Annotated in this window: 18 protein-coding genes and 1 pseudogene; 7 read left to right on the top strand and 12 right to left on the bottom strand. The window is 61.6% G+C overall.

Features of this window, described 5'->3' with window-relative positions; translation table 11 throughout:
- Positions 1-2 precede the first annotated feature (2 nt).
- Positions 3-116: pseudogene (locus JBO08_RS28195) on the top strand (outer membrane lipoprotein carrier protein LolA); the annotation flags it as partial.
- A gap of 14 nt (positions 117-130) precedes the next feature.
- Here the strand turns inward: JBO08_RS28195 and purH are convergent.
- The 10 genes from purH to JBO08_RS19190 form a co-directional block, all read right to left on the bottom strand.
- Complete coding sequence (gene purH / locus JBO08_RS19235) at positions 131-1,738, bottom strand: bifunctional phosphoribosylaminoimidazolecarboxamide formyltransferase/IMP cyclohydrolase (protein ID WP_220074853.1); 1,608 nt, start codon at positions 1,736-1,738, stop codon at positions 131-133.
- 81 nt (positions 1,739-1,819) lie between these two features.
- A complete protein-coding gene (gene fis, locus JBO08_RS19230; protein ID WP_003221275.1) occupies positions 1,820-2,140 on the bottom strand; it encodes a DNA-binding transcriptional regulator Fis in 321 nt (106 codons plus the stop codon).
- On the bottom strand, positions 2,137-3,150 hold the full coding sequence (gene dusB, locus JBO08_RS19225; protein ID WP_220074852.1) for a tRNA dihydrouridine synthase DusB: 1,014 nt from the start codon (positions 3,148-3,150) through the stop codon (positions 2,137-2,139). Before dusB ends, fis begins: the two co-directional genes overlap by 4 nt.
- A gap of 175 nt (positions 3,151-3,325) precedes the next feature.
- Positions 3,326-4,585, bottom strand: a complete 1,260-nt coding sequence (locus tag JBO08_RS19220) for a DUF3426 domain-containing protein (RefSeq protein ID WP_065879934.1) — start codon at positions 4,583-4,585, stop codon at positions 3,326-3,328.
- Between the two features lie 30 nt (positions 4,586-4,615).
- Positions 4,616-5,494: a 50S ribosomal protein L11 methyltransferase gene (prmA, locus tag JBO08_RS19215; RefSeq protein WP_065874288.1), complete on the bottom strand. Its 879-nt coding sequence runs from the start codon at positions 5,492-5,494 to the stop codon at positions 4,616-4,618.
- A 299-nt stretch (positions 5,495-5,793) separates the two neighbouring features.
- Positions 5,794-7,155 (bottom strand): acetyl-CoA carboxylase biotin carboxylase subunit, encoded by a 1,362-nt coding sequence (accC, locus tag JBO08_RS19210; RefSeq protein WP_003188188.1) that lies wholly within the window; start codon positions 7,153-7,155, stop codon positions 5,794-5,796.
- 17 nt (positions 7,156-7,172) lie between these two features.
- Complete coding sequence (accB, locus tag JBO08_RS19205; RefSeq protein ID WP_065889044.1) at positions 7,173-7,634, bottom strand: acetyl-CoA carboxylase biotin carboxyl carrier protein; 462 nt, start codon at positions 7,632-7,634, stop codon at positions 7,173-7,175.
- 24 nt (positions 7,635-7,658) lie between these two features.
- Positions 7,659-8,114 carry a type II 3-dehydroquinate dehydratase gene (aroQ, locus tag JBO08_RS19200; protein WP_012721999.1) on the bottom strand — a complete coding sequence of 152 codons (456 nt, stop codon included), beginning with the start codon at positions 8,112-8,114 and terminating at the stop codon, positions 7,659-7,661.
- A 316-nt stretch (positions 8,115-8,430) separates the two neighbouring features.
- Positions 8,431-8,979: a methyl-accepting chemotaxis protein gene (locus JBO08_RS28515; protein ID WP_405045938.1), complete on the bottom strand. Its 549-nt coding sequence runs from the start codon at positions 8,977-8,979 to the stop codon at positions 8,431-8,433.
- A gap of 1,466 nt (positions 8,980-10,445) precedes the next feature.
- The gene (locus JBO08_RS19190; RefSeq protein WP_065874285.1) at positions 10,446-12,116 is read right to left on the bottom strand and encodes a PleD family two-component system response regulator; all 1,671 of its coding nucleotides are present in this window, start codon (positions 12,114-12,116) and stop codon (positions 10,446-10,448) included.
- A gap of 299 nt (positions 12,117-12,415) precedes the next feature.
- Between JBO08_RS19190 and JBO08_RS19185 the strand changes: the two genes are divergently transcribed.
- From JBO08_RS19185 to speA, 4 genes are all read left to right on the top strand, one after another.
- Positions 12,416-13,483, top strand: a complete 1,068-nt coding sequence (locus tag JBO08_RS19185; RefSeq protein WP_065874284.1) for a DUF2333 family protein — start codon at positions 12,416-12,418, stop codon at positions 13,481-13,483.
- Between the two features lie 2 nt (positions 13,484-13,485).
- Positions 13,486-14,022, top strand: a complete 537-nt coding sequence (locus JBO08_RS19180; RefSeq protein WP_065879936.1) for an NUDIX hydrolase — start codon at positions 13,486-13,488, stop codon at positions 14,020-14,022.
- 89 nt (positions 14,023-14,111) lie between these two features.
- Positions 14,112-14,483 (top strand): translation initiation factor Sui1, encoded by a 372-nt coding sequence (locus JBO08_RS19175; RefSeq protein WP_017849660.1) that lies wholly within the window; start codon positions 14,112-14,114, stop codon positions 14,481-14,483.
- Positions 14,484-14,625: 142 nt separating this feature from the next.
- The gene (gene speA, locus JBO08_RS19170) at positions 14,626-16,539 is read left to right on the top strand and encodes an arginine decarboxylase (RefSeq protein ID WP_065874282.1); all 1,914 of its coding nucleotides are present in this window, start codon (positions 14,626-14,628) and stop codon (positions 16,537-16,539) included.
- 127 nt (positions 16,540-16,666) lie between these two features.
- On the opposite strand, the gene JBO08_RS19165 is transcribed toward speA, so the two are convergent.
- On the bottom strand, positions 16,667-18,010 hold the full coding sequence (locus JBO08_RS19165) for an MATE family efflux transporter (RefSeq protein WP_065874281.1): 1,344 nt from the start codon (positions 18,008-18,010) through the stop codon (positions 16,667-16,669).
- A 237-nt stretch (positions 18,011-18,247) separates the two neighbouring features.
- Here JBO08_RS19165 and JBO08_RS19160 point away from each other — a divergent pair, with 237 nt between their 5' ends.
- Positions 18,248-23,146 (top strand): alpha-2-macroglobulin, encoded by a 4,899-nt coding sequence (locus JBO08_RS19160; protein WP_220074851.1) that lies wholly within the window; start codon positions 18,248-18,250, stop codon positions 23,144-23,146.
- 52 nt (positions 23,147-23,198) lie between these two features.
- On the opposite strand, the gene JBO08_RS19155 is transcribed toward JBO08_RS19160, so the two are convergent.
- Positions 23,199-23,492, bottom strand: coding sequence for a hypothetical protein (locus tag JBO08_RS19155; protein ID WP_049710209.1), 294 nt, complete (start codon positions 23,490-23,492; stop codon positions 23,199-23,201).
- 141 nt (positions 23,493-23,633) lie between these two features.
- On the opposite strand from JBO08_RS19155, the gene pbpC reads away from it, so the two are divergent.
- A complete protein-coding gene (gene pbpC / locus JBO08_RS19150; RefSeq protein WP_220074902.1) occupies positions 23,634-25,946 on the top strand; it encodes a peptidoglycan glycosyltransferase PbpC in 2,313 nt (770 codons plus the stop codon).
- The last annotated feature ends 68 nt before the right edge of the window (positions 25,947-26,014 follow it).

The raw sequence follows: 26,014 nt of genomic DNA, 5'->3' as shown, positions 1-26,014 counted from the left end.
CGCTGTGCTTCACTGTAGGAGCGAGCTTGCTCGCGAAGATCGTCAACGATAACGGGGGAAACCTGACACCCCGTGGCGCTCTCGGGCTTTTCGCGAGCAAGCTCGCTCCTACAGTCGAAAGCAGTGGTGTTTAGTGACGGAAGTGGCGCATGCCGGTGAATACCATGGCAATGCCGGCTTCATCAGCAGCGGCGATCACCTCGGCATCACGCATCGAACCGCCCGGTTGGATCACGGCGGTCACGCCGGCTTTCGCGGCATTGTCCAAGCCATCACGGAACGGGAAGAACGCATCGGAAGCCATTACCGAACCCACGACCTGCAAACCGGCGTGTTCAGCCTTGATCGCGGCGATACGCGCCGAGTTCACGCGGCTCATCTGGCCGGCACCGATACCGATGGTCTGGCGGTTCTTGGCGTAGACGATGGCGTTGGATTTAACGTACTTGGCCACTTTCCAGGCGAAGATCAGGTCGTTGATCTCTTGCTCGGTCGGTGCGCGCTTGGTCACCACTTTCAGGTCTTCGCTGCCGATCATGCCGATGTCGCGGCTCTGTACCAGCAAGCCGCCGTTGACGCGCTTGTAGTCCCAGGCAGCGGCGCGGTCAGCCGACCACTCGCCGCACGCCAGCAGGCGCACATTGGCCTTGGCGGCGACGATGGCGCGGGCTTCTTCGCTGACGCTTGGCGCGATGATCACTTCAACGAACTGACGCTCGACGATCGCCTTGGCGGTCTCGGCATCCAGCTCACGGTTGAAGGCGATGATGCCGCCGAACGCCGATTCGGTGTCAGTGGCGTAGGCCAGTTCGTAGGCCTGGCGGATACCGCCTTCTGCGTCCGGGCTCACGGCCACGCCGCACGGGTTGGCGTGCTTGACGATGACGCAGGCCGGCTTGACGAAGCTTTTCACGCATTCCAGCGCTGCGTCGGTGTCGGCCACGTTGTTGTAGGACAGCTCTTTACCTTGCAGTTGGGTCGCGGTGGCGATGCCGACTTCGGCCGGTTTTGCCTCAACGTAGAACGCCGCGCTCTGGTGCGGGTTCTCGCCGTAGCGCATTTCCTGGGCCTTGATGAACTGGCTGTTGAAGGTGCGCGGGAACTGGCTGCGGCCTTCGGTGCTCAGGGTCTCGGCCGTTTGGTTAACGGTGCCCATGTAGTTGGCGATCATGCCGTCGTAGGCGGCGGTGTGTTCGAACGCCTTGAGCATCAGGTCGAAACGCTGGGCGTAGGTCAGGCCACCGGCTTTCAGGCTTTCGAGCACGTTGGCGTAATCGCTGGCGTTAACCACGATGGCCACGTCTTTGTGGTTCTTGGCCGCCGAGCGAACCATGGTTGGGCCGCCGATATCGATGTTTTCGATAGCGGTCGGCAGGTCGCAGCCCGGCTTGTTGATGGTGGCTTCGAACGGGTAGAGGTTAACGGCCACCAGGTCGATCGGCTTGATGCCGTGTTCGGTCATGATCGCGTCGTCGATGCCGCGACGGCCGAGGATGCCGCCGTGGATTTTCGGGTGCAGGGTCTTGACCCGGCCGTCCATCATTTCTGCGAAACCGGTGTAGTCCGCCACTTCCACTGCGGCCACGCCGTTGTCCTGCAGCAGTTTGAAGGTCCCGCCCGTGGAGAGGATTTCCACACCCAGGGCTTCCAGCTCCCGGGCAAATTCGAGGATCCCGGTCTTGTCGGAAACACTGATCAAGGCGCGGCGGATCGGCAGGCGGGTAGTCTGGTCGGTCATTTCAATTTCCATCAAAAGCAAAGGAGTCAGCAAAAAAGGCGACCGGTTTTACGCGGGCGCCTTTCTGGTTTGATTGAATGCTTACAGCAAATCGTATTGCTTGAGCTTTTTGCGCAAGGTGCCACGGTTGAGGCCCAGCAGCTCACTGGCTTTGGTCTGGTTGCCCTTGACGTAGTTCATCACGCTTTCGAGCAAGGGCGCCTCGACTTCGGAGAGCACCAGGTTGTACACGTCCGTGACGGAAGCGCCCTCAAGGTGGGCGAAATAATTGTGCAGCGCCTTCTCGACACTCCCGCGAAGGGTTTGGCCTTCTTCGCTCGGCGTGTTGAGGTGCTGTTTCAAATTGACGTTGTCGCTCACGGGTGCTGTTCCACTCACTAAAGTCTCGGTCATCATCGTCATGCGGCCACCCACTTTGTATCCCCTGTTCCCAGGCTGTTGTCACGTTCGGCGAAGAACTCACGAACGGTGGCGACCTGTGCCTGCGTTTCATCCAAACGATTGAACTGGGCGCGAAACTCCTTGGCGCCCGGCAAGGTTGCGAGATACCAGCCGACATGCTTGCGAGCAATGCGCACGCCCATCACGTCTCCGTAGAAAACGTGCAGGGCATTCAAATGCTCTAGCAGAATACGTTCCACCTCGACCAACCCTGGCGCCGGTAACATTTCGCCGGTACGCAGGAAATGCTCGATCTCACGAAAAATCCACGGCCGCCCCTGGGCGGCCCGGCCAATCAACAAACCATCGGCGCCGGTTGCGTGCAGTACGCGCCGGGCTTTCTCGGCTGAGTCGATGTCGCCATTGGCAAACACCGGCATCGACACCGCCTGCTTGATCGCAGCAATGGTGTCGTACTCGGCTTCACCGGTGTAAAGGTCGGCGCGGGTGCGGCCATGCACCGCCAGCGCTGTAATGCCTGCCTGTTCGGCGATCTTCGCCACCACCAGGCCGTTCTTGTTCTCCCGGTCCCAACCGGTGCGAATCTTCAGGGTGACCGGCACATCCACTGCGGCGACAACGGCCTGCAGGATCTCGGCAACCAACTGCTCATCTTTCAACAGGGCGGAACCGGCGGCCTTGTTGCAGACCTTCTTGGCCGGGCAGCCCATGTTGATATCGATGATCTGCGCCCCCAACTCCACGTTGGCCCGGGCCGCATCCGCCAGCATTTGCGCATCACCGCCGGCGATCTGTACCGAGCGGGGCTCGGGATCACCTTCGTGGATCATGCGCATCCGCGATTTGCGGGTGTTCCACAAGCTCATGTCGCTGGTGACCATTTCCGAGACTACTAGACCCGCGCCCAAACGCTTGCACAGCTGACGAAAGGGCTGGTCGGTGACGCCCGCCATCGGGGCGAGAATCAAGCCGTTCTGCAATGTGTATGGGCCGATGCGTACCGCCGACATAGGACTTCCCTGTTGTGGGGCCGGATCATTAGAGTTCGAAAAAGGGTTGGCATGATACCCGCTCTCGATGACTGGATAAAGGCTGAATTGGATAAAATCTGAACAGTTATTTTCTTATCGCCACCGGTTTGGTTGCCGATGGTCCAGCCATTCAATCCGCGATGCGGGCCTTGATTTACTCGGGCGAGTGAAAGCTCAGGCTGTAATTCACCGCTTTATTGCCCGGATCGAGGATGTCCAGGGAGATGTGGATCGGGACCTGTGATGGCATTTCGCTAACGCCGGCCAGTTCGCCGCTGAGGTATTCGGCGGGTTTGAAGCGACGACTGGCAATCAGGCCGCCGTTCAAGTCGGCAAAACGCAGCTCCAACAGCGGGAAGGGCTGGGAGAAGGTCGCGCGGTTATAGATGATCGCGTCCACTACCAGCGCCCCGGCGAAGTCCGGGTGGCTGCGCACCACCAGGTTGCTGCTCTTGATATGGGCAATATCGACCCGTGACGGCACGGTGCAGCCCAGTGTAGGGCACAGTTCCTGGAACCAGGGGCGATAGGCGTCCTGGCGGGCCAGCTCGTCGAATTGGTAGGCGATGTACTGGCCTGCGAGACCGGCGGCGGCGATCAGTACCAGCAACAGCCAGATCAGGCGACGGCCCAGGCTGGCCGGACGCTTTTGCGCGTAGAGGTGCAGCGGGTCGTCTTCGAGATCCAGCAGTTGGTCGTCGTGCACATTCGTTTCGGCGCGCGGGCGCTTGCGCCGGGGTTTGGGGCGTTCTTCGGGTTCAACGTCATCGGCCGACTGGGTCAATGGCGTGAATGGCGGATCGGTGTCGTCATCTTCTGGCGTTGAACGCAGTGGCGGTTCATCGTCGATATCGTCGGTGTGGAACGACATGGACGGTTCGGTGCGCTGCTTGGTCGCAGGTGCGTTCGTCGGCTCGGGTTCGGCTTCAGTGCTTTGGGCACGCTCTTCAGGCGGTTCGCTGAACAGGCTGGCGGCCCATTTTTCTTCTTCGGCTTTAACCGTGTCGCGGCTGGCGCTGAAGGATTCTTCTTTTTGGCGACGCTCGGCGCCGGGCTGGCGACGTTCTGCACCCGCCGGCAGCGTGTGCTGAATCTCGCGACGTTCCAGCTTGGCCAGCTCTTCGTCCAAGTCAAGGTTGTCCAGGTCCAGCTCTTCGGCGGTCCACTGCTTCTGGCTGATTGCCCGCGGTGCCTCAAGTGTGATCTCTGGAACAGGCTCGGCAGCAGGCAGATCAGGCAGATCAGGCTGCGGCGCCGGCACTTGGCCACGCTGCTCCAGCAACTGGCGAGCTGCATTGAACACTTGCAGGCACGAGCCGCAGCGCACCACGCCGCGAGCCACGCTCAATTGGGCGTGGTTGACGCGAAAGCGCGCTTGGCAATGCGGGCACTGGGTGACGAAACTGTCGGTCATGCGGCCATCCGATTCAGGCAAGCGCTCATTCTAGCGCCGACGACCGCTGATGCGTACCCAGCCATCACGGTTAGCGATGGGGTCCAGCTCGAAATCCTGCGCGTAGGCAGCGGCGACGTCTTCGCCTTGCTCTGCGAGGATGCCCGACAGCGCCAAACGGCCGCCCGGCTTGACCAGGCTGGACAGCTGCGGCGCCAGGGACACCAGCGGCCCGGCGAGAATGTTCGCCACGAGCACATCGGCCTGCACCTGGGGCAATTGCTCTGGCAGGTAGAGTGGGAATTTGCTTTCAGGAATGTTGTTGCGTCCGGCGTTATCGCGGGAGGCTTCCAGGGCCTGTACGTCGATATCGGTGCCCACGGCTTCCTTTGCGCCGAGCAGCAGGGCGGCAATTGCCAGGATGCCCGAGCCGCAGCCGAAGTCCAGCACGTGGCTGTCGGTCAGGTCCTGGCCGTCCAGCCATTCCAGGCACAGGGCGGTGGTCGGGTGGGTGCCGGTGCCGAACGCGAGGCCCGGGTCCAGCAGCAGGTTGACGGCATCCGGCTCAGGCGCGGCGTGCCAGCTTGGCACGATCCACAGGCGCTGGCCGAAACGCATCGGCTGGAAGTTGTCCATCCAGCTGCGTTCCCAGTCCTGGTCTTCGATCACTTCGCTGTGATGCTCCGGCAATGGGCCGCCGGTGAGCAATTCCATGTGGGCCAGCACGGCGGCAGCGTCGGTGCCGTCTTCGAACAGGGCCAGCAAATGGGTGTGGGACCACAGCGGGGTGGTGTTGAGTTCAGGTTCGAAGATCGGTTGGTCTTCGGCGTCCATGAAGGTGACCGAGACAGCGCCCACTTCGAGGAACGCGTCTTCATAGGTTTCGGCTTGTTCTGGGCTGATGGCGAGACGGACTTGCAGCCAAGGCATGGCGGGCACCTTTGAAAAAATGAGTGTGCAGCGGGGTTGGGCTGCGAAAGGGCGCAAGTTTACGCGAGCGGAGGGCAGAAGACGACTGTGCCGACGATATGCGGTGCAGGGGATACACACACAACAAAATGTGGGAGCGGGCTTGCTCGCGAAGGCGGTGTATCAGTCAGCACATGTATGACTTGACACACCGCCTTCGCGAGCAAGCCCGCTCCCACAGGGGATGGTGTTTTTCCACAGAAACCGGGGGGAGTAGAAACAACAAAGCCGCCCGAAGGCGGCTTTGTTGAGTGGAGCACTTACTGGTTGGCCAGCTTGTGTTCCAGGTAGTGAATGTTCACACCACCCTCGCAGAAGCCTTCATCACGAACCAGGTCCCGGTGCAGCGGGATGTTGGTCTTGATGCCGTCGACCACGATTTCGTCCAGGGCATTGCGCATACGGGCCATGGCCTCGTCGCGGGTGGCGCCCCAGGTGATCAGCTTGCCGATCAGCGAGTCGTAGTTGGACGGAACCTTGTAGCCGCTGTACAGGTGCGAATCGACGCGAACGCCGTTGCCGCCTGGCGCATGGAAGTGCTTGACCAGGCCTGGACTCGGGATAAAGGTTTTCGGGTCTTCGGCGTTGATCCGGCACTCCAGGGAGTGGCCGTGCATCTTCACGTCGTCCTGGGTAAAGGACAACACGTTGCCAGCGGCGATGCTCAGCATCTCCTTGACGATGTCGATACCGGTGACCATCTCCGAAACCGGGTGCTCTACCTGCACACGAGTGTTCATTTCGATGAAGTAGAAGCGGCCGTTCTCGTAGAGAAACTCGAAGGTACCGGCGCCACGGTAGTTGATGTCGATGCACGCCTTGACGCAACGAGCCAGTACTTCCTGGCGCGCTTTTTCGTCCAGGCCGGGGGCCGGCGCTTCTTCCAACACCTTCTGGTGACGACGTTGCAGCGAGCAATCGCGATCGCCGAGATGGATGGCGTGGCCTTGGCCGTCGGACAATACTTGCACTTCCACGTGACGTGGGTTTGTCAGGTACTTTTCCAAGTAGACCATCGGGTTGCCGAACCAGGCGCCCGCTTCGGAGCGCGTCTGCTTGGCGGCTTCGATCAGGTCTTCTTCCTTGTGCACCACACGCATGCCGCGACCACCACCGCCACCGGCGGCCTTGATGATCACTGGGTAGCCGACTTCGCGACCAATGCGCAGAGCGGTTTCTTCGTCTTCCGGCAGCGGGCCGTCGGAGCCAGGAACGGTGGGCACGCCGGCCGCGATCATAGCGTCCTTGGCCGACACCTTGTCGCCCATCAGGCGAATGGTTTCGGCTTTCGGGCCGATGAAGGCGAACCCGGATTTTTCCACCTGTTCGGCGAAATCGGCGTTTTCCGCAAGGAAACCGTAGCCCGGGTGGATGCCATCAGCGCCGGTCACTTCTGCCGCGGCGATGATGTTCGAGACTTTCAGGTACGAGTTCGTGGCCAGTGGCGGGCCGATGCAGATGCTTTCGTCCGCCAGTTTCACGTGCATCAATTCGGTATCGGCCGTCGAGTAAACAGCGACGGTCTTGATGCCCTCTTCCTTACAGGCGCGCAGGATACGCAGCGCGATCTCGCCGCGGTTAGCGATCAGGACTTTTTGCAGTTTCTTCGCAGGTTTCAACATCGAAGGCGCTCCGCGGTTCAAACGATGGTGAACAGCGGCTGGTCGTACTCAACCGGCTGACCGTTTTCTACCAGGATGGATTCGATGACGCCGGCTTTCTCAGCGGTGATGTGGTTCATCATCTTCATCGCTTCAACGATGCAGATGGTGTCGCCCACTTTCACCGTCTTGCCGACTTCAACGAAGGCTGGCGACGTCGGTGCCGGGGTACGGTAGAACGTACCGACCATTGGCGACTTGACCACGAAACCGTTCAGCACAGGCGCTGCGGGTGCTGCAGGTGCAGCGACAGCAGGTGCGGCGGCCGGAGCAGCAGCGGCCGGAGCCGGCGCTTGCATCTGTGGCGCGTAGAACTGTTGGGCCGGAGTCTTGCTGTGACGGCTGATCCGTACGGACTCTTCGCCTTCCTTGATTTCCAGCTCGTCGATACCGGATTCTTCCAGCAGCTCGATCAGTTTCTTAACTTTACGGATATCCATGAATCATCAACTCCCAAGGGTCGGTCAGGGGCGCTTGGCCGGTTGTTCAAGCTGTTCCAGGGCGGCCTCCAGGGCCAGTCGGTAACCGCTGGCGCCAAGGCCGCAGATCACTCCTACCGCTACGTCGGAGAAGTAAGAGTGATGGCGGAAAGGTTCACGTTTGTGCACGTTCGACAAATGCACTTCGATGAATGGGATGCTCACCGCCAGCAGCGCGTCACGTAATGCAACGCTTGTGTGCGTAAAAGCGGCGGGATTGATCAGGATAAAGTCCACGCCTTCGCCGCGCGCGGCATGGATGCGATCAATCAATTCGTACTCGGCATTGCTTTGCAGGTAGAGCAGATGGTGGCCGGCTTCACGCGCCCTGCGCTCAAGATCGAGGTTGATCTGATCCAGGGTAACTGCCCCGTAGACGCCCGGTTCACGGGTGCCGAGCAGGTTCAGGTTGGGTCCGTGAAGAACCAGTAAGGTCGCCATCGGCTGTTCCTTGTTATTGATGTGAGTACGGCAGAACCCGGCGACTATGCCGCAAAGCCTTTGTGACTGTCCAGTTCTATGCAGTAGGCAGCACGATTAGCGAGGATAGCGCAAAGTATGTGACCAAGTCGTGGGATCTGGTCATTGGTGGTACGTCTTTGAAGTTGATGGAGATTCAATGTGGGCGCTGGCTTGCCTGCGATGGCGGTGTGTCAGTACCGGATGTGTTAACTGGCCCACCGCTATCGCAGGCAAGCCAGCTCCCACAGTTTTGATCTGCGCATAGCCCGTGATCTTGATGAGGCGGTAGATCGGATTAGACGCGGAACGCCTGCACCGCGGTGTTGAGCTGCCCACCGAGTACCAGCAGATGCTCACCCTGGCTGCGCCCCTGACCAATGCGCAGCAAGTTATCCTCACCCAGCTGATGAATCCGCTCACTGTTATCGCGAATCTCACTCACGGCCCCACTCTGCTGCGCCGTCACATCGGCAATGCGCACGGCCGTGTCGGAAATGGTCTGGATCGCGCCGACGATCTCATCCAGCGCACCGTCCGCCGCCTGGGCCTGTTGGGCGGTGGCTTCTGCGTGTTCGACCTGGGCGCGCATGCCTTGCACGGATTGGTGGGCGGCGCTTTGCAGGCCCGCAATCAGGGTCTGGATCTCCGCCGTGGCGCCAGCGGTGCGTTGGGCCAGGGAGCGGACTTCGTCGGCGACCACGGCAAAACCACGTCCGGCTTCACCGGCACGGGCAGCCTCGATGGCAGCGTTGAGGGCCAGCAGATTGGTCTGCTCGGCAATCGCGCGAATCACCGTGAGCACGCCGCCGATGGTGGCGGATTCTTCGGCGAGTTTTTCGATCATCTGCGCGTTTTGCTGCACTTCGCCCACCAGGGCGTGCAGCCCGGTCAGGCTCAGGCCGATCACGCGTTGGCCTTGCTCTACCGCCTGGCCGGCACTGCGACTGGCGCCCGCGGCCTGGCTGGCATCGCCGGCGACTTGCTGGATGGTCGCTTCCAGTTCCCCCAGCGAATCGCGGATCTGCGCGGTATCCCCAGCCTGGCGTTTGGCACCGTCGTGCAGGCCGCTGCTCAGTTCGGCCAATGCCCGACTGCTGCCGGCGACTTCCTCGGCATTGCCGCGAATAGTGCCCACCAAGTCCACCAGATAGGCACGCAGGCGGTTCAGCGAGGCTTCGATATCGTGCAGCTCACGGTTGGTCTTGCCCAGGGCAATCGGCTGGCTGAAGTCGCCCTCGGCCCAAGTCGACAGGGCCGGCGCGAGATTGGTCAGCACGCGTGCCAGGCGCCGTTGCAAGGTGTCGATCAACAGCGCGATCAGCAGGATCAGGCCGATCATCACCCCTTGCATCAGGCGAACTTCGCCCTGGATCGTGCCGTGCTGCGCGCGCACCACCGGCTCCAGGCCGGCGATGGCTTCCTGCACGGCCTTGATTTTCAGGTGGGTAGCGGCGGCCAGTCCGGCGCGTTGCTGGATCTGTTCGCGGGTGCGCTTGAGTTCGGCAGGGTAGCGGGTCAATAAGCTGTTGAGTTCGCGCTTGAGGTCGACGCCGGTGTCTTGGGCCTCGGTTTTCTCAGTGTTTTCCAGGCCCATCAGCGCGGAAAAATCATCCGCGCTGGATTCGGCGCTGGCCTTTACGCCCAACAGCGGCAGTTGTTCCAGCACATCCGCCTGGCTGCGGATATTGCCGACTTCGCGCTCCACATCATCAGCCAGTTCCGCGCGCCCGCTGCTCACCAGTTTGTCGCGGGCCAGGGACAGTTTGGCCAGATGCTGGGACGCCGCCAGCAGTGGCGGCAGGTAACGTGCGGCCTCTGCAGAATTGACGCCGATGGCGTACTGGCCCAGTTGCTCCAGGTTCGCGCCGAGTTCGCGCTCGGCTTGCAGCAGCAGGGCCTGTGGGTCACCCGCTAATTTGCCGGCGGCGAGCAGGTCAGTCTTGCTGAAGGCATCCAGGTCCACCAGGCTGGGGCGCAGGCTTTGCGCCAGGTCGGCGGGCAGTTGATCCAGGTCTTGCAACAGGCTTTCCAGGCTCTGGCTGGCGCTGCTCAGGCGCAGCGCGTCGCCGCTGGCCAGGTAGTCGTCAATATTGCGCGCGGCCTGGTTCTGAAAAGCCTGCGACAGGCCCAAGTAGCGCTCCATCAGCAAATACGGCCGTTCCAGAGCGCGCTGCGACCACCACAGCGTCGCCCCGAGCGCCAGGCACACGGCCACAAGAAGGAGGGTGTTGAGATTGGTCAGCAGCTTCAGGCGCATGCGTGGTTTCAACCGACAGCAAAAGATAAGTGCCTGAAGTTATTGCGTTTCCATTACAGCGTTATGACCGAATCGGTGAATTCAGGTGAAAAGATGGCACTTTGCTTTGATGTGCGCGCCGCTTGCACGCGGTTACGCCCGGCATGCTTGGCACGGTACAGCGCTTCATCGGCCTGGGCGGCCATCATCAGGCTGTCGGAACCGTCGCACAGTTCCACCAGCCCGGCGCTGAAGGTGCACCACAAATCCTCGGGCTGGGCCGGGTAGTGGATTTCCGCAAAGCGCCCACGGATATCATCCAGGACCTTGCAGGCCGATTCCAGGTCGGTGTCAGGCATCACGATGGCGAATTCTTCGCCGCCGTAGCGCCCGATATAGTCAGTCTTGCGCAGTCGCTGCTTGAGAAACAGCGCCAGGCTCTTGATCACGCGGTCGCCCATGGGGTGGCCGTGGCTGTCATTGACCCGCTTGAAGTGGTCGATATCGAGCATGGCAAAGCTCAACGGCTTGTTCTCGCGGCGTGCGCGAAAGCTGCAGTCTTCGAGCAATTGCAGGATGTGGGTGTGGTTGTACAGCCCGGTCAGGCTGTCGCGCACCATCCGCGCCTTGAGGTTGCGCGCACGGGCCGCGCGGTTGCGCACGGTGGTGATCAGGTGGCGCGGCTTGATCGGCTTGGTGAGGAAGTCGTCGCCGCCTTCGCTCATGGCGTCCAGTTGCTTGTCCAGATCGTCTTCGGCCGACAGGTAGATGATCGGCACGCTGACGTAACGGTCGTTATGGCGGATGACCTTGGCCAGTTCGGTACCGGTACAGGCGGGCATGTACATGTCGAGGATGATCAGGTCCGGCTGGAAATCCGCCAGCTCGGCCATGGCCTGGATCGGTTCGATCAGCGTGCGGGTGACGATGCCGGCGCTGTTGAGCAGCCGCTCGGTGTGCAGCGCCTGGGCCCGCGAGTCATCGATGATCAGCACTTTATACGGCTCGTACTGGGCGACGCAGGTCAGTACTTCGATTTTTTCCAGCAGGCTGGAGGCTTCCAGGGTGCCGGTGAGGAATTCCTGGCCCCCGGCGCGCACGGCGGCCAAGCGAGTTGGCGTATCGGTTTCGTGGAGGCTGAAAAACAGCAGCGGCAACTTGTGCTCCAGGCCCTCCTGGGCTTCGGCGGCGAGCTTGAGCCCCAGCCCTGTGCCGCAGAAATCCACATCCATCACAATCGCCGAAGGCAAGCGTTCGGCCATCGACGCGCGAAATGCCGCCACACTGTCGAGGGATTGGGCGCTCATGCCAAAGAATTCCAGTTGCTTGGCCAGGCGCTCGGCGCGATCGTGATCGGCCAGCATCACGTAGATCGGCTTGCGCATCGGCGGCAGAAAGGTGTGTTCGAACTGGTCGCCCTGGCGCAGGCCGGTGCGGGACAGGCGCTGCATCAAGCGGTTGAGTTCGGTGATCAGTTGGCTGCTCAGGCGGCCACGGTTGTCGTCCACTGCTTTGAGTGATTCGCCGATATGCCGCGCCAACTGGCCGTGCTCGGGTTGTTCGAAGCGCTCGGCAAAGCGCAGCAGGCGCAAATTGGCTTCGCTGAGTTCGGAGAGGTCGGCGCCGGACCATTCGCTGCGTTGCAGGCGCTGCCAGATCTCAAGAATTTGACGTGCCTGATGAATTACCCGCTGGGCAAAATGCTGCTTGAGACGCTCACGGCTGGGGTCTTCTGGCTCGGTCATATCCTGACTACTAGTTAGGGTGCATGCTGAGGTCGAGTGGTGGCTCTATGCTAGCACCATCTTTCCGATGGGATGAGTGTCTTGCGTCAATAAACTGCTCTTCCTTGTTATTCAGTTGCTGACCCGGTGGTCGCGCAGCGGAAAAAGCGTGCATCCTTTATAGTCGAACTCTCCCTGTGCGCCAGTTTGGCGAAAAGCCCCGCATGGGCGGGCACGATGGGGTAGGGTTGTGGTCGGAGTGTTTGAACGCACGCCATCAATTCAAGTGCATGAACTCAAGTGATTGAAAGGATATCGCCATGCTGGACTGGAAAAACCGTGCAGGCAGTGCCAAAGGCCCTGCGCCTGAGCCCAAGTCGGCCAACCGCAGCTACTTCCGTACGCTGCTGATGAGTCGGGCATTGCTGAGCGTCCTCGGCCTGTACCTGTTGGTCACCGGCGCGCTCGGCTGGTACTGGAGCGAAGAGCCGGCGCTGTTTCCGGTCCAGCAAAATGCGCAGATTGCCGCCGAAAAAGACGGCAAGCAGATGGTGGTAGGGTTCACTACCGTCGAAACCCTCAAGACCGTGGTCGGCACCTTGCTGAACAAGCCGGGTGGCTACATTTCCAATGACCGCTTCCCGCCGGGTCTGTGGATGGACAACATGCCGAGTTGGGAATATGGCGTGCTGGTGCAGGTGCGCGACCTGACGCGCGCCCTGCGTAAGGACTTCGCCCGTTCCCAGTCGCAGTCGGCCGAAGACGCTGATTTGGCCAAGGCCGAGCCACGCTTCAACTTCGACAACAAAAGCTGGGTGCTGCCGTCCAGTGAGTCGGAGTACCAAGAAGGCATCAACTCCCTGAGCCGCTATGAAGCACGTCTGTCCGACCCGAATCAGCGCGGTGCGCTGTTCTATGCCCGCGCCGACAACCTGAACAACTGGCTGGGCGACGTCGCCACCCGTTTGGGTTCGCTGTCGCAACGCCTGTCGGCCAGTGTGGGTCGGGTGAAATTGAACACCGCTCTGAAAACCGAGGCGCTGGCGCCGGGTGAAGTACCGCAGGTCGATGAAGAAGTGGTGGAAACCCCATGGATGCAGATCGATAACGTGTTCTACGAGGCTCGCGGTCAAGCTTGGGCCCTGTCCCACCTGCTGCGCGCCATCGAAGTCGACTTCGCCGACGTGCTGGCCAAGAAAAACGCCACCGTCAGCGTGCGCCAGATCATCCGTGAGCTGGAAGCCTCGCAGGAGCCGGTTTGGAGTCCTATGATCCTTAATGGCAGTGGCTTCGGCATACTGGCGAACCACTCGCTCGTCATGGCCAACTACATTTCCCGGGCCAACGCTGCAGTGATCGACTTGCGTCAGCTCCTCAACCAGGGTTGATGATGGACGCTCCTCAAAAGGAGGCCGCGCACCGCGCGGCTTCCGATGCTGAACTGATCTGCTGGGTCGACGAGCAGGACAACCTGCTCGGCACCCTTGTCAGGTCCGACCTGCGCCAGCGTGGCCTGATCGGCCGGTGCACCTTTATCTTCCTGTTTAACGCCCGTGGTGAGCTGTGTGTGCATCGACGCACCCTGAGCAAAGCCATGTATCCCGGTTTCTGGGACACGGCAGCGGGTGGGATGGTGGCGGCGGGCGAGTCCTACGCCTTATCGGCGGCCCGCGAGTTGGAGGAGGAATTGGGCGTCAGCGGTGTGGAGCTGACCGAACACGATCATTTCTACTTCGAAGACGGTGACAGCAAACTCTGGTGCAAATCCTACTCCGCTGTCTGGGACGGGCCGCTGCGCCTGCAGCCCGAAGAGGTCATGGAAGCGCGCTTTTTACCGATTGAAGCAGTCCTGCAGGAGGCTGAACAAAAGCCTTACTGCCCGGACGCCCAGGAAGGCTTGCGACGCTATCTGGCGTCACGTCGCTAAAGTTGCATGAAATGGCGCCATTTGGCCCTTAGCAAGTGGGCTTTTTGTCGTTACACTGCGCCACTTTTCATCCCCCAAGAGGATTGCCGGTGGCCAAAAAAGCCGCATCCTTCGCCGCCCTGGGCGGCCTGGTATTTTCCACCGACGCAGGTCGACACTGCCCGGACTGTCGCCAGCCCGTGGACGCGTGTACCTGTAAACAGACCCTGATCCCCGAAGGCGACGGTATTGCCCGCGTGCGACGCGAGAGCAAGGGCCGTGGCGGCAAGACGGTGACCACCATCACCGGCGTGCCGCTGGCAGAAGACGCGCTGAAGGAACTCGCCACCACGCTGAAGAAGCGCTGCGGCACCGGCGGCGCGTTGAAAGACGGCGTCATCGAGATCCAGGGCGATCACGTCGAATTGCTGTTGGCCGAGCTGATCAAGCTCGGGTACAAGGCCAAGAAGTCCGGCGGCTGAAAGCCTCTTCCCGACCTGTGTCTAAACTCTGTCCTGCGAATGAGGTCTACCTCCCTCACAGGCAAATCGTCATTTTCATTCTTTAGACTGCGCCAGCCTCTGCGAGAGGTGGCGCCTTCGCCTTCATTTATAGGGGACTTCGATGTCCGTACGACGCACACGCAAAGACGATGGCAGCCAATGGACAGTTGCGGACAGCCGCAGTGTTTACGGGATCCGCCATTGGGGGGCCGGGTATTTCGCGATCAATGAAGCCGGTCGCGTTGAAGTCCGTCCGAACGGCCCGAACAGCACGCCCGTCGACCTGTACGAGCAAGTCGACGAATTGCGTAAAAGCGGCCTGTCGCTGCCGTTGCTGGTGCGCTTCCCCGACATTCTGCAAGACCGTGTACGCCAGCTGACCGGCGCCTTCGATTCGAACATCGAGCGCCTGGAATACCAGAGCAAGTACACCGCGCTGTACCCGATCAAGGTGAACCAGCAGGAAGCGGTGATCGAGAACATCATCGCCACCCAGAATGTGTCCATCGGCCTGGAAGCCGGCTCCAAGCCTGAGCTGCTGGCCGTACTGGCCCTGGCGCCGAAGGGCGGCACCATCGTCTGCAACGGTTACAAAGACCGTGAGTTCATCCGCCTCGCGCTGATGGGCCAAAAGCTCGGCCACAACGTGTTCATCGTGATCGAGAAAGAATCCGAAGTTGAGCTGGTGATCGAAGAGGCCGCCAGCCTCAAGGTCAAGCCACAGGTCGGCCTGCGCGTGCGCTTGTCGTCCCTGGCGTCGAGCAAGTGGGCAGACACCGGTGGCGAGAAGTCCAAGTTCGGTTTGTCGGCGGCGCAACTGCTGTCTGTGGTCGAGCGCTTCCGCGCGGCGGGCCTGGACCAGGGCATTCGCCTGCTGCACTTCCACATGGGCTCGCAGATCGCCAACCTGGCCGACTACCAGCACGGGTTCAAGGAGGCCATTCGTTACTACGGCGAACTGCGCAACCTCGGCTTGCCGGTGGACCACATCGACGTGGGCGGTGGTCTGGGCGTGGACTACGACGGTACGCACTCGCGTAACGCCAGCTCGATCAACTACGACATGGACGACTACGCCGGCGTGGTCGTGGGCATGCTCAAGGAATTCTGCGATGCGCAGAGCCTGCCGCACCCGAACATCTTCTCTGAAAGCGGCCGCTCCCTGACCGCTCACCACGCCATGCTGGTGGTGCAGGTCACCGACGTCGAGAAACACAACGACGAAATCCCGACCATCGAAAACAAGGAAAGCCTGCCGGAAACCGTGCAATGGCTGGTGGACCTGCTCGGCCCGACCGACATCGAGATGGTCACCGAGACCTACTGGCGCGCCACTCACTACATGAGCGACGTGGCCACCCAGTACGCCGACGGCAAGCTGACCCTGGCCGAAAAAGCCCTGGCCGAGCAGTGCTACTTCGCCGTGTGCCGTCGCCTGCACAACTCGTTGAAAGCCCGCCAGCGCTCACACCGCCAAGTGCTGGACGAACTCAACGACAAGCTGGCCGACAAGTACATCTGCAACTTCTCGGTGTTCCAGAGCCTGCCGGACACCTGGGCCATCGGCCAGGTATTGCCGATCCTGCCGCTGCATCGCCTCGACGAAGAGCCGCTGCGCCGTGCCGTGCTACAAGACCTGACCTGCGACTCCGACGGCAAGATCAAGCAGTACGTCGATGAGCAGAGCATCGAGACCAGCCTGCCGGTTCACGCCTTGAACGAAGGTGAGGACTACTTGCTGGGGATCTTCCTGGTGGGCGCTTACCAGGAAATCCTCGGTGACATGCACAACCTGTTTGGTGACACCGATTCGGTGAACATCTACCAGCGTGAAGATGGGTCGGTGTACAGCGCGGGTATCGAGACCCACGACACAATCGAAGACATGCTGCGGTATGTGCACTTGTCGCCGGAAGAGTTGATGACGCATTACCGCGACAAGTGTGCAAGTGCGAAGATCAGTGCGTCGGAGCGTACTCAGTTCCTGGATGCGTTGCGCTTGGGGCTGACGCGGTCTTCGTACTTGTCCTCGTAATCTGAGCTGACATCAATCTAATGTGGGAGCGGGCTTGCTCGCGAAAGCGGAGTGTCAGTCACCGAAAATGTTGACTGACCCACCGCTTTCGCGAGCAAGCCCGCTCCCACATTTGGATCTCATTTCTTCAGTTGCTACCTAGCCATAACCCCCGCCGATTTAAACGCCAGGCAATCGCCCACAGCGTCAGGCTGCGCACCGCCATAAACATCAGGAAGGTTATCCACAGCCCGTGGTTGCCCAAGCCTTGCAACATCCATGCGACAGGTAATGTCAGCAATACCGTCAACAGCATCCCATTGCGCATCTCCCGCGCGCGCGTAGCGCCGATAAACAAACCATCCAGCAAGTAACTCCACACCGCAATCAACGGCAATACCGCGAGGTAAGGCAGGTAGATGTCGGCGGTTTCGCGTACGCTGGGAATATCGGTCTGCATGGCGATAAACAAGTGGCCAGCGACGGTGAACAGCAGCGCGAAACCGACGCTGGCGATCAGCGACCAGCCGCCGGCCACTACCAGCGAACGGCGCAGCGCTGGGCGGTCATGGGCGCCGATGGCGTGGCCGCACAGGGCCTCGACGGCGTGAGCCAACCCATCCAGGGCGTGGGCGGTCAGCAACAGGCCGTTGAGCAGCAGCGCGTTGGCGGCCACGGTAGCGTCGCCCAGGCGGGCGCCTTGTACGGTGATCATGAAAAACACCGATTGCAGCGCGAGGCTGCGGATGAAGATGTCGCGGTTGACCGCCAATAGCGGGCGCCAGCTTTCCCACAGCTTCAGTGCCGCCCAGGCGATGTGACCGGGGTAGGCGCGCAGGGCTTTTTGCGTCAGCGCGAGGCCCAGCAGGGCGCCGGTCCATTCGGCAACGACCGAGGCGCGGGCGGAGCCGACCACCCCCCAATCCAGGCCCAGTACGAACCACAGGTTGAGGGCGATGTTGACCAGGTTGGTGGTCAGCAGAATCGCCAGCGGCGCGCGGGCGTTTTGTGTGCCGAGGAACCAGCCGACCAGCGCGTAGCTGGCCAGCGCGGCGGGCAGGCCGAAGAGGCGGGTGTGGAAGAAATCCTGCGTCAGTTGATTGAGCTCGGGGGAGGGCTGCATCCACTCCAGCGCCAGATGGCTCAGCGGGATGCCCACGGTGCCGAGCAGCATCGCCAGGCCCAGTGCCAACAGCAAACCTTGCAGCAGGATTTGCCGCAGCGCTGCCCCATCATTGCGCCCGGCAGCTTGGGCGGCGAAACCGGTGGAGCCCATGCGCAGGAAACCCATGGCCCAGGCGAGGAAGGTATACAGGCTGGCGCCGACGGCCACGGCACCCAGTTGGTGGGCGTGGGGCAGGTGGCCGATGACCATGCTGTCGACCAGCGCTACGAGCGGCACCGAGATGTTCGACAGGATCATCGGCGCAGCCAGGGCCCAGACGCGGCGGTGGGTGGGGCGGTGGCGCCAGTCGGTGAGCAGGGTGGTCATGAGGGCTCCTTTGGGGAGGGGTATTGTAACTGTCCCTCCATGACACCGCGGAACCAATGTGGGAGCTGGCAAGCCAGCTCCCACATTTAGATCTCTGTTGTTTGTGGGATTTGGCTTGGTCTGGAAGCCCCTTAGAACCAAACCATCCTCCCGTCGGTCAATGTGACCAGCACCTCATCGGCCCCACTCGGGCTGATATATAGTGAGTCCTTCGGTCCCTCCCACTACGAGTGCCTCATGCTTAACAAAGGATTGTTCCTGGCCTGCGCGCTGGCCCTGCTGAGCGCCTGCGATTCTTCCGATAAACCGACTGCCCCGACCGCGCCTGCGGCGGCAACGGTTGCACCCAAGCCGGCTAAAGCGGCGGTGGATGTGGCGGCGCTGAAGCAACGCTACGCCGGGCGTGAGTTGAGCGTGGTGGACGTGTCTGAAGTGCAGCTCGATGGGGCCAGTACCTTGTCGGTGAGCTTTTCCATTCCGCTGGACCCCGATCAGAAATTCGCTGACAAATTGCACTTGGTGGACAGCAAGTCCGGCAAGGTCGATGGCGCCTGGGAAATCTCCGACAACCTCATGGAGCTGCGCCTTCGCCACCTGGAGCCACAGCGTAAACTGGTGCTCACGGTGGATGCCGGGGTGAAGGCGGTCAACGACAAAACGCTCGCCGCCGAGTACATCGCCCGTCTGGAAACCCGCGACCTGCAAGCCACTGTCGGCTTCGCCAGCCGTGGCACCTTGTTGCCGACGCGCCTGGCAGAAGGCCTGCCGGTGATTGCGCTGAACGTCGACAAGATCGACGTCGAGTTCTTCCGCATCAAGCCCGAATCCTTGCCGTCATTCCTGGCGCAGTGGGGGCGTAATACCAGCCTGCAAAGTTATGGATCCCGCGAACTGCTGCCGCTGGCCGACCTGGTCTACGGTGGCCGTTTCGACTTGAACCCGGCGCGCAACACTCGCGAAACCCTTTTACTGCCGATCGCCGGCCTCAAGCAACTGCAGCAGCCGGGCGTGTACCTGGCGGTGATGCGTGCGTCGGGCACCTACAACTATTCGCAACCGGCCACGCTGTTCACCTTGAGTGACATTGGCCTGTCGGTGCACCGCTACGCCAACCGATTGGATGTGTTTACCCAGGCGCTGGAAGGCGGCAAGGCACTGGATGGGGTTGACCTTGAAGTACTCGACGCCGAGGGCCGTGTGTTGGGCCAGGGCAAGACCGAGAAGGGCGGCCACGCTGAATTGCCGCTGCCGAAAAAGGCCCAGGTGCTCCTGGCCAAGCAGGGTGAACAGACCAGTCTGTTGCGCCTCGACAGCGCTGCACTGGACCTGGCCGAATTCGACATTGGCGGCCAGCCTTCCCACCCCTTGCAGTTCTTTGTGTTCGGCCCGCGTGATCTGTATCGCCCCGGTGAAACGGTACTGCTCAATGCACTGTTGCGGGACAAGGACGGCAATGCCGTCAAACCGCAGCCGGTGAGCGTCGAAGTGCGTCGCCCGGACGAGCAGGTGAGCCGCAAATTCGTCTGGGATGCGGATGCCTCCGGTCTTTATCAATACCAGCTGCAACTGGCCGGCGAAGCGCCGACTGGGCGCTGGCAGCTGGTATTCGACCTGGGCGATGGCAAACCGCAGTTGTATGAGTTCCTCGTTGAAGACTTCTTGCCCGAGCGCCTGGCGCTGGAACTCAAGGGCAGCGACACCGCGCTGAGCCCCGCGGACAACCCGGTCATTCAGGTTAACGGCCGTTACCTGTACGGTGCGCCAGCATCGGGCAACCGCGTCAGTGGTCAGGTTTATGTGCGCCCGTTGCGCGAAGCGGTCAAGTCATTGCCGGGCTACCAGTTCGGCTCTGTTACCGAAGAAGAGTTGAGCCAGGATTTCGAACTGGATGAAAGCGTGCTCGACGCCAAGGGCCAGGAAGCGATGACCCTGGAAAGCAAGTGGGCCGACGCGAAGTCGCCGTTGCAATTGATCGTGCAAGCCAGCCTGCAAGAGTCCGGCGGGCGCCCGATCACGCGGCGTCTGGTGCAGCCGATCTGGCCCGCCGAGCAGCTTCCGGGCCTGCGTGGGTTGTTTGACGGCACCGAAACCAATGGCGATGGCCCGGCGGAATTTGAAGTACTGCTGGCCAATCAGGATGGGCAGAAACTCGCCGCGCAAAACCTCAAGGTACGCCTGGTGCGCGAGCGCCGTGACTACTACTGGAACTACTCCGAGAACGATGGCTGGAGCTATCACTTCAACGAGAAATTCCTCAACCTTGACGAGCAGACCCTGACTATCAAGGCTGGCGACACCGCCAAGGTCAGCTTCCAGGTGGAGTGGGGCCCGTACCGCGTCGAGGTCGAAGACCCGCAGACGGGGTTGGTCAGCAGCTTGCGCTTCTGGGCCGGCTACCAGGGCCAGGACAATACCGAAGGCGGCGCTGTGCGCCCCGATCAGGTCAAGCTGGCGCTGGACAAACCCGCGTATGGCGATGGTGACACCGCCAATGTCACCGTCACGCCACCGGCAGCCGGTAAAGGCTACCTGCTGGTGGAGTCCGCCGAAGGGCCGCTGTGGTGGCAGGAAATCGACGTGCCTGCCGAGGGCAAAAGCTTCGCCGTGAAGCTCGACCCGAAATGGTCGCGGCATGACTTGTACGTGAGTGCCCTGGTGATTCGCCCAGGCGAGCGTAAAGCCAATATCACCCCCAAACGTGCAGTGGGCCTGCTGCACCTGCCGCTGGATCGCACCCAGCGCAAACTGGGCGTGACCCTCACTGCGCCGGAAAAAATGCGCCCCAAACAACCGCTGGCGGTGAAGATCTCGGCTAAAAATGCCGATGGCAGCGTGCCGAAACAGGTGCACGTACTGGTGGCGGCGGTGGACGTGGGCATCCTCAACATCACCGAATACCCGACACCGGACCCGTATTCCAGCCTGTTCGGCCGCAAGGCGTATGGCGTGGACCAGTTCGATATCTACGGTCAGTTGATCGAGGCCGGCCAGGGTCGCCTGGCCAGCCTGGCGTTTGGTGGTGACGCAGCGTTGGCCAAGGGCGGCAAGCGTCCGGACACCAGTGTGACCATCGTTGCCCTGCAAAGCGCGCCGGTCACTTTGAATGAGCAGGGCGAAGGCGAAGTCAGCGTCAATATTCCCGACTTCAACGGCGAACTGCGCCTGATGGCCCAGGCCTGGAGCGATGACCGCTACGGCATGGCTGAAGCCAAGACGGTCATTGCTGCACCGCTGATTGCCGAACTGTCGGCGCCACGCTTCCTGGCCGGTGGTGACCAGACAACGTTGGCGCTGGACCTGTCCAACCTGTCGGGCAAGGCGCAGAAGCTTGATGTGCAACTGACTGCCGAGGGGCAGTTGGAATTGGTCAACAGCGGCGCGCAAACCGTCGAGCTGACACAAGGCCAACGCACCACCTTGCGCATCCCCGTAAAAGCCTGGGGCGGGTTGGGGCAGGGCAAGGTCAAGGTGACCGTGAATGGGCTGGACTTGCCAGGTGAGCACCTGCCGCCGTTCACCCGTGAATGGACCTTGGGCGTGCGGCCGGCGTATCCGGCACTGCTCAAACATTATCGCGCGGTACTCAAGGATCAGCCGTGGAGCCTGCCACCGGGTACCCTGGATCAATTCGATACCTCGGGGCGCCAGGCCCTGCTGAGCCTGTCGAGCCGGCCGCCGTTGAACCTCGGTGCGCAGATCAGTGCACTCAAGGCTTACCCTTACGGTTGCCTGGAACAGACGGCAAGCGGCCTGTACCCATCGCTGTATGCGGACGATGCGTTGCTCAAGCGCCTGTCGATAAAGGGCGAGTCGGACAGCGAGCGCAAACGCAAGATCGAGCTGGGCATTGAACGTTTGCTGGGCATGCAGCGCTACAACGGCAGCTTTGGTTTGTGGGGCGCCGATGGTGAAGAAGAATATTGGCTGACGGCCTATGTCACCGACTTCCTGTTGCGCGCCCGAGATCAGGGTTTTGCGGTACCGCCTGAAGCCTTGAAAAAGGCCAGCGAGCGCCTGCTGCGTTATGTGCAGGAGCGCAACCTGATCGATGTCGACTACAGCGATAACGCCGATCACACGCGCTTTGCCGTGCAGGCCTACGCCGGTATGGTCTTGGCGCGCAGTCAGCAGGCACCGTTGGGCGCGTTGCGCAGCATCTTTGAACGACGCAGCGACGCCCGCTCCGGGTTGCCGCTGGTGCAGTTGGCTATCGCGTTGCAGAAGATGGGCGACCAGCCGCGTGCCGATCAAGCCTTGCTGGCCGGGCTGGCGGCGCAGCGCAATGCCAATGAATGGTTGGCCGATTACGGCAGCCCGCTGCGCGATCAGGCAATGATCCTGGCGTTATTGGAAGAAAACGATTTGGCCAAGGGCAAGCGTGAGGAGCGCTTGTTTACGCTGTCGGATCAACTGGCGGCCAGTCCGTATCTGTCGACCCAGGAGCGTAATTCGTTGTTCCTGGCGGGGCGCCTCGGTTTCGCCAAGCCGGATTCGAACTGGCAGGTGTCGCTGACCGGCAGTGGCGGTGTGCAAGAGTTGAATAATCAACAATCGACGCTGGCGCTGGACGGTAAGCTGCTTTCCAGTGATTTAACCTTGAGCAATCAGGGCGAAACACCGGTGTATCAGCAACTGACGATCTCGGGTTATCCACAGGTGCCTCCGGCTGCCGGCGGCGACAACCTGAGTATTCGTCGTGAGTACCTGGGCATGAATGGCCAGCCGTTGAATCTTCGTAGCCTCAACAGTGGGGATCTGGTGCTGGTGCATCTGGCGGTCGGTGCCAAGCAACGTGTGCCGGATGCCTTGGTGGTGGATTTGCTGCCCGCTGGCCTGGAGCTTGAAAACCAGAACCTGGCGCAGAGTGCTGCCAGCCTGGAGAACGCCAGCAGCCAAGTGAAGGAGTGGCGTGAGTCGATGCAGAACGCGTCGCTCAAGCATCAGGAGTTCAGGGATGATCGGTATGTGGCGGCGATTAATCTGGAGGGGTCTGGCACCACGCACCTGCTGTATCTGGCGCGGGCGGTGACACCGGGGACTTATCGCGTACCACCGCCGCAGGTGGAGTCGATGTACCGGCCGAATTGGCAGGCGGTGGGGGAGACGCCGGCGGATTTGGTGATCAAGGGGCGCTGATAACCTAACTGGCAGGACTGGCTCCCACAGGGGGTTTGAGGTGTTTGTAGGGTTAGTGGACGACCCAGCTCAGGAGCCATAGGCCGAGCAGTAGCCAGATGATGCCCATGATGACCGAGGCGCGCATGAAGGCGCGTACGGCGGAATACAGGAACAGCAGGCCGATGATCAGGGTGATGATGCTGATGATCGAGGTGTCCATGCCCAAGGTGCGGGACAGGCCTTCGACGAAGTTGCCGCCGGCGTTGGTCAGGGCACCGAACAGGCCGCTGAGGCCATCGACGATAAAGCGGATGATGGAACCGAGCGCCTGGCCCAGCCATTCGAAAAAGCTTTCTACCTGCATGTGTGTGTCCTGATGAAGAGGTGGGCGTATCTGTGTCTTTGGTTGTTATTGCGAGAGGCTAGTTCCCTACAAGCATAGAGGTTTGCTCGGTTGAATTTGCGATTAAGTTGCGTCATTTGCGGGTGTACGCTCCCACATTTACTGCGCTGGGCTTTGGGGGCAGTGGTGTTGTTGGTGGTGTTGTTATGGGGGGCGGATCGGGTTTGGCCGTTGCCGTTGCCCCAGGATGATTTGGCGCGGGTGGTGTTGGCTGAGGATGGCACGCCGTTATGGCGGTTTGCCGATGCGAATGGGGTGTGGCGCTATCCCGTGCAAACCAGCGAAGTGTCGCCGTATTACCTGGATGCGTTGCTCACCTATGAAGACCGTTGGTTCTATCAGCATCCTGGCGTAAACCCGCTGGCGCTGGTACGGGCGACTTGGCAGAACCTGACCGGGGCGCGTGTGGTGTCGGGGGGCAGTACGTTGTCGATGCAGGTGGCGCGGTTGTTGGATCCGCATTCGCGCACCTTCCACGGCAAGTTGCGCCAGTTGTGGCGCACGGCGCAGTTGGAATGGCACCTGTCCAAGGAGGAAATCCTCAACCTCTACCTGAATCGCGCACCGTTTGGCGGAACATTGCAGGGCGTGGCGGCGGCCAGTTGGGCGTATCTGGGCAAGTCTCCATCACAATTGACCCATGCCGAAGCCGCCTTGCTCGCGGTTTTGCCCCAGGCGCCCAGCCGATTGCGCCCGGACCGTCACCCGCAGCGTGCCCAGGAAGCGCGCGACAAAGTGCTGCGTCGTCTTGGCGAGTTCAAGGTGTGGCCGCAAGCCGCCGTCGATGAAGCCCTGCAGGAACCGCTGCTGCTCGCCCCGCGCCTGGAGCCGAGCTTGGCGCCCCTGCTCGCGCGCCGCCTGAACCGCCCCGACAGCCCGCCGCTGATCCGCACCACCCTGGATGCCACCCTGCAACGCCGCCTCGAAGACCTGCTGTTGGGTTGGCGTGCACGCTTGCCGGAGCACACCTCCGCCGCGATCCTGGTGGTGGAGGAAGAAACCATGGCGGTACGCGCCTACCTCGGCTCGGTGGACATCAATGATGCCAAGCGTTTTGGCCATGTGGACATGATCAGCGCACTGCGTTCGCCGGGCTCCACCTTGAAACCCTTTCTCTACGGCATGGCCCTTGATGACGGGCTGATTCATTCTGAGTCCCTGCTGCAGGACGTGCCGCGGCGTTACGGGGATTACCGGCCGGGCAACTTCTCCATGGGTTTTACCGGCGCAGTGCCGGCGAGTACGGCGCTGTCCAGTTCGCTCAACCTGCCGGCGGTACAGTTGCTGGAAGCCTATGGGCCGAAGCGGTTCGCCGCCGAGATGCGTATCGGGGGGGTGCCTTTGGCGTTGCCGGCGTTGGCCGAGCCGAACCTGGCCTTGATCCTGGGCGGCGCAGGCAGCCGTCTGGAAGATCTGGTGAGCGGCTATAGCGCCTTCGCCCGTGACGGCAGGAGTGCAACTATTCGATTACAGCCGGACGATGCGCTTAGGGAGCGGCCATTACTGTCGCCAGGGTCCGCCTGGATTGTGCGGCGCATACTCAGCGGCCAGGCGCGTCCCGACCGCGACCCGCGTGCCGAGCTGGTGCAACGCCCGGTCCTGGCCTGGAAGACCGGCACCAGCTACGGCTTTCGTGATGCCTGGGCGATTGGCGTGGGGCCGCGTTACTTGATCGGCGTGTGGATCGGCCGCCCGGACGGCACGCCGGTGCCGGGCCAGTTCGGGCTGGCCTCGGCGGCGCCGTTGATGTTGCAGGTGCACGACGTACTGAGCAACCGCGACAGCCAGCGCGGCATCAGCGCGCCGGTCAAACCGGTGCCCGCCAATGTCGGCGTGGCAGCGATCTGTTGGCCACTAGGCCAGCCCATGAGCCGCAGCGACCCCAATTGCCGCCGCCAGCGCTTCGCCTGGACGCTGGACAACACCACGCCGCCGACCTTGCAGGCACTGGACCAACCGTTGAGCGTGGGCCTGATGGAAAGCGTATGGGTCAATGCCAAAGGCTTGCGGGTCGACGCCCATTGCCCGGGTGCGGAGCCGAAAAACATCGCCCTGTGGCCTGCGCCCCTGGAACCCTGGCTGCCAAGGGCCGAACGCCGCGAAGCACGCATCCCGCCCGCTGACGCCGATTGCCCGCCACCGGCGCTGGCCGCGTCTTCACCGCTGTCGATCGTTGGCGTACGCGAGGGCGACCAACTGCGCCTGCCCGCCGCCAGCCAGCAAACCTTGCGCCTGAAAATCTCCGCCCTCGGCGGCAGTGGCCGGCGCTGGTGGTTCCTCAACGGCGCGCCACTGGGCGACAGCGCCAACCAGGACTTCATCAACGCCAGCTTCGAACACCTGGGCCGCTACCAACTCAGCGTCCTCGACGAAGCCGGCCAAACCGCCCGCCTGGAATTCAGCGTCATCGACTAAACCCTCATCGCAGCATAAGTATCTACACATCTTCAAAGTGAAATTGCGTAGCAGCTGTCGAGCCCTGG

Source organism: Pseudomonas sp. LAP_36, assembly GCF_019456785.1.
In the GTDB taxonomy this organism is placed as follows: Bacteria; Pseudomonadota; Gammaproteobacteria; order Pseudomonadales; family Pseudomonadaceae; genus Aquipseudomonas; species Aquipseudomonas tritici.
The sequence above is the reverse complement of the archived record's forward strand: the minus strand, read 5'-3'. Positions and strand labels throughout refer to the sequence as shown.

Bases quoted from the DNA above. Each gene is read 5' to 3' on its own strand.
- purH (WP_220074853.1), bottom strand. From the start codon at position 1,738: ATGACCGACCAGACTACCCGCCTGCCGATCCGCCGCGCCTTGATCAGT.
- JBO08_RS19180 (WP_065879936.1), top strand. From the start codon at position 13,486: ATGGACGCTCCTCAAAAGGAGGCCGCGCACCGCGCGGCTTCCGATGCT.
- prmA (WP_065874288.1), bottom strand. From the start codon at position 5,494: ATGCCTTGGCTGCAAGTCCGTCTCGCCATCAGCCCAGAACAAGCCGAA.
- JBO08_RS19165 (WP_065874281.1), bottom strand. From the start codon at position 18,010: ATGACCACCCTGCTCACCGACTGGCGCCACCGCCCCACCCACCGCCGC.
- aroQ (WP_012721999.1), bottom strand. From the start codon at position 8,114: ATGGCGACCTTACTGGTTCTTCACGGACCCAACCTGAACCTGCTCGGC.
- JBO08_RS19190 (WP_065874285.1), bottom strand. From the start codon at position 12,116: ATGACCGAGCCAGAAGACCCCAGCCGTGAGCGTCTCAAGCAGCATTTT.
- JBO08_RS28515 (WP_405045938.1), bottom strand. From the start codon at position 8,979: ATGATCGAAAAACTCGCCGAAGAATCCGCCACCATCGGCGGCGTGCTC.
- JBO08_RS19220 (WP_065879934.1), bottom strand. From the start codon at position 4,585: ATGACCGACAGTTTCGTCACCCAGTGCCCGCATTGCCAAGCGCGCTTT.
- fis (WP_003221275.1), bottom strand. From the start codon at position 2,140: ATGACGATGATGACCGAGACTTTAGTGAGTGGAACAGCACCCGTGAGC.
- JBO08_RS19160 (WP_220074851.1), top strand. From the start codon at position 18,248: ATGCTTAACAAAGGATTGTTCCTGGCCTGCGCGCTGGCCCTGCTGAGC.
- speA (WP_065874282.1), top strand. From the start codon at position 14,626: ATGTCCGTACGACGCACACGCAAAGACGATGGCAGCCAATGGACAGTT.
- accB (WP_065889044.1), bottom strand. From the start codon at position 7,634: ATGGATATCCGTAAAGTTAAGAAACTGATCGAGCTGCTGGAAGAATCC.
- JBO08_RS19185 (WP_065874284.1), top strand. From the start codon at position 12,416: ATGCTGGACTGGAAAAACCGTGCAGGCAGTGCCAAAGGCCCTGCGCCT.
- dusB (WP_220074852.1), bottom strand. From the start codon at position 3,150: ATGTCGGCGGTACGCATCGGCCCATACACATTGCAGAACGGCTTGATT.
- accC (WP_003188188.1), bottom strand. From the start codon at position 7,155: ATGTTGAAACCTGCGAAGAAACTGCAAAAAGTCCTGATCGCTAACCGC.
- JBO08_RS19155 (WP_049710209.1), bottom strand. From the start codon at position 23,492: ATGCAGGTAGAAAGCTTTTTCGAATGGCTGGGCCAGGCGCTCGGTTCC.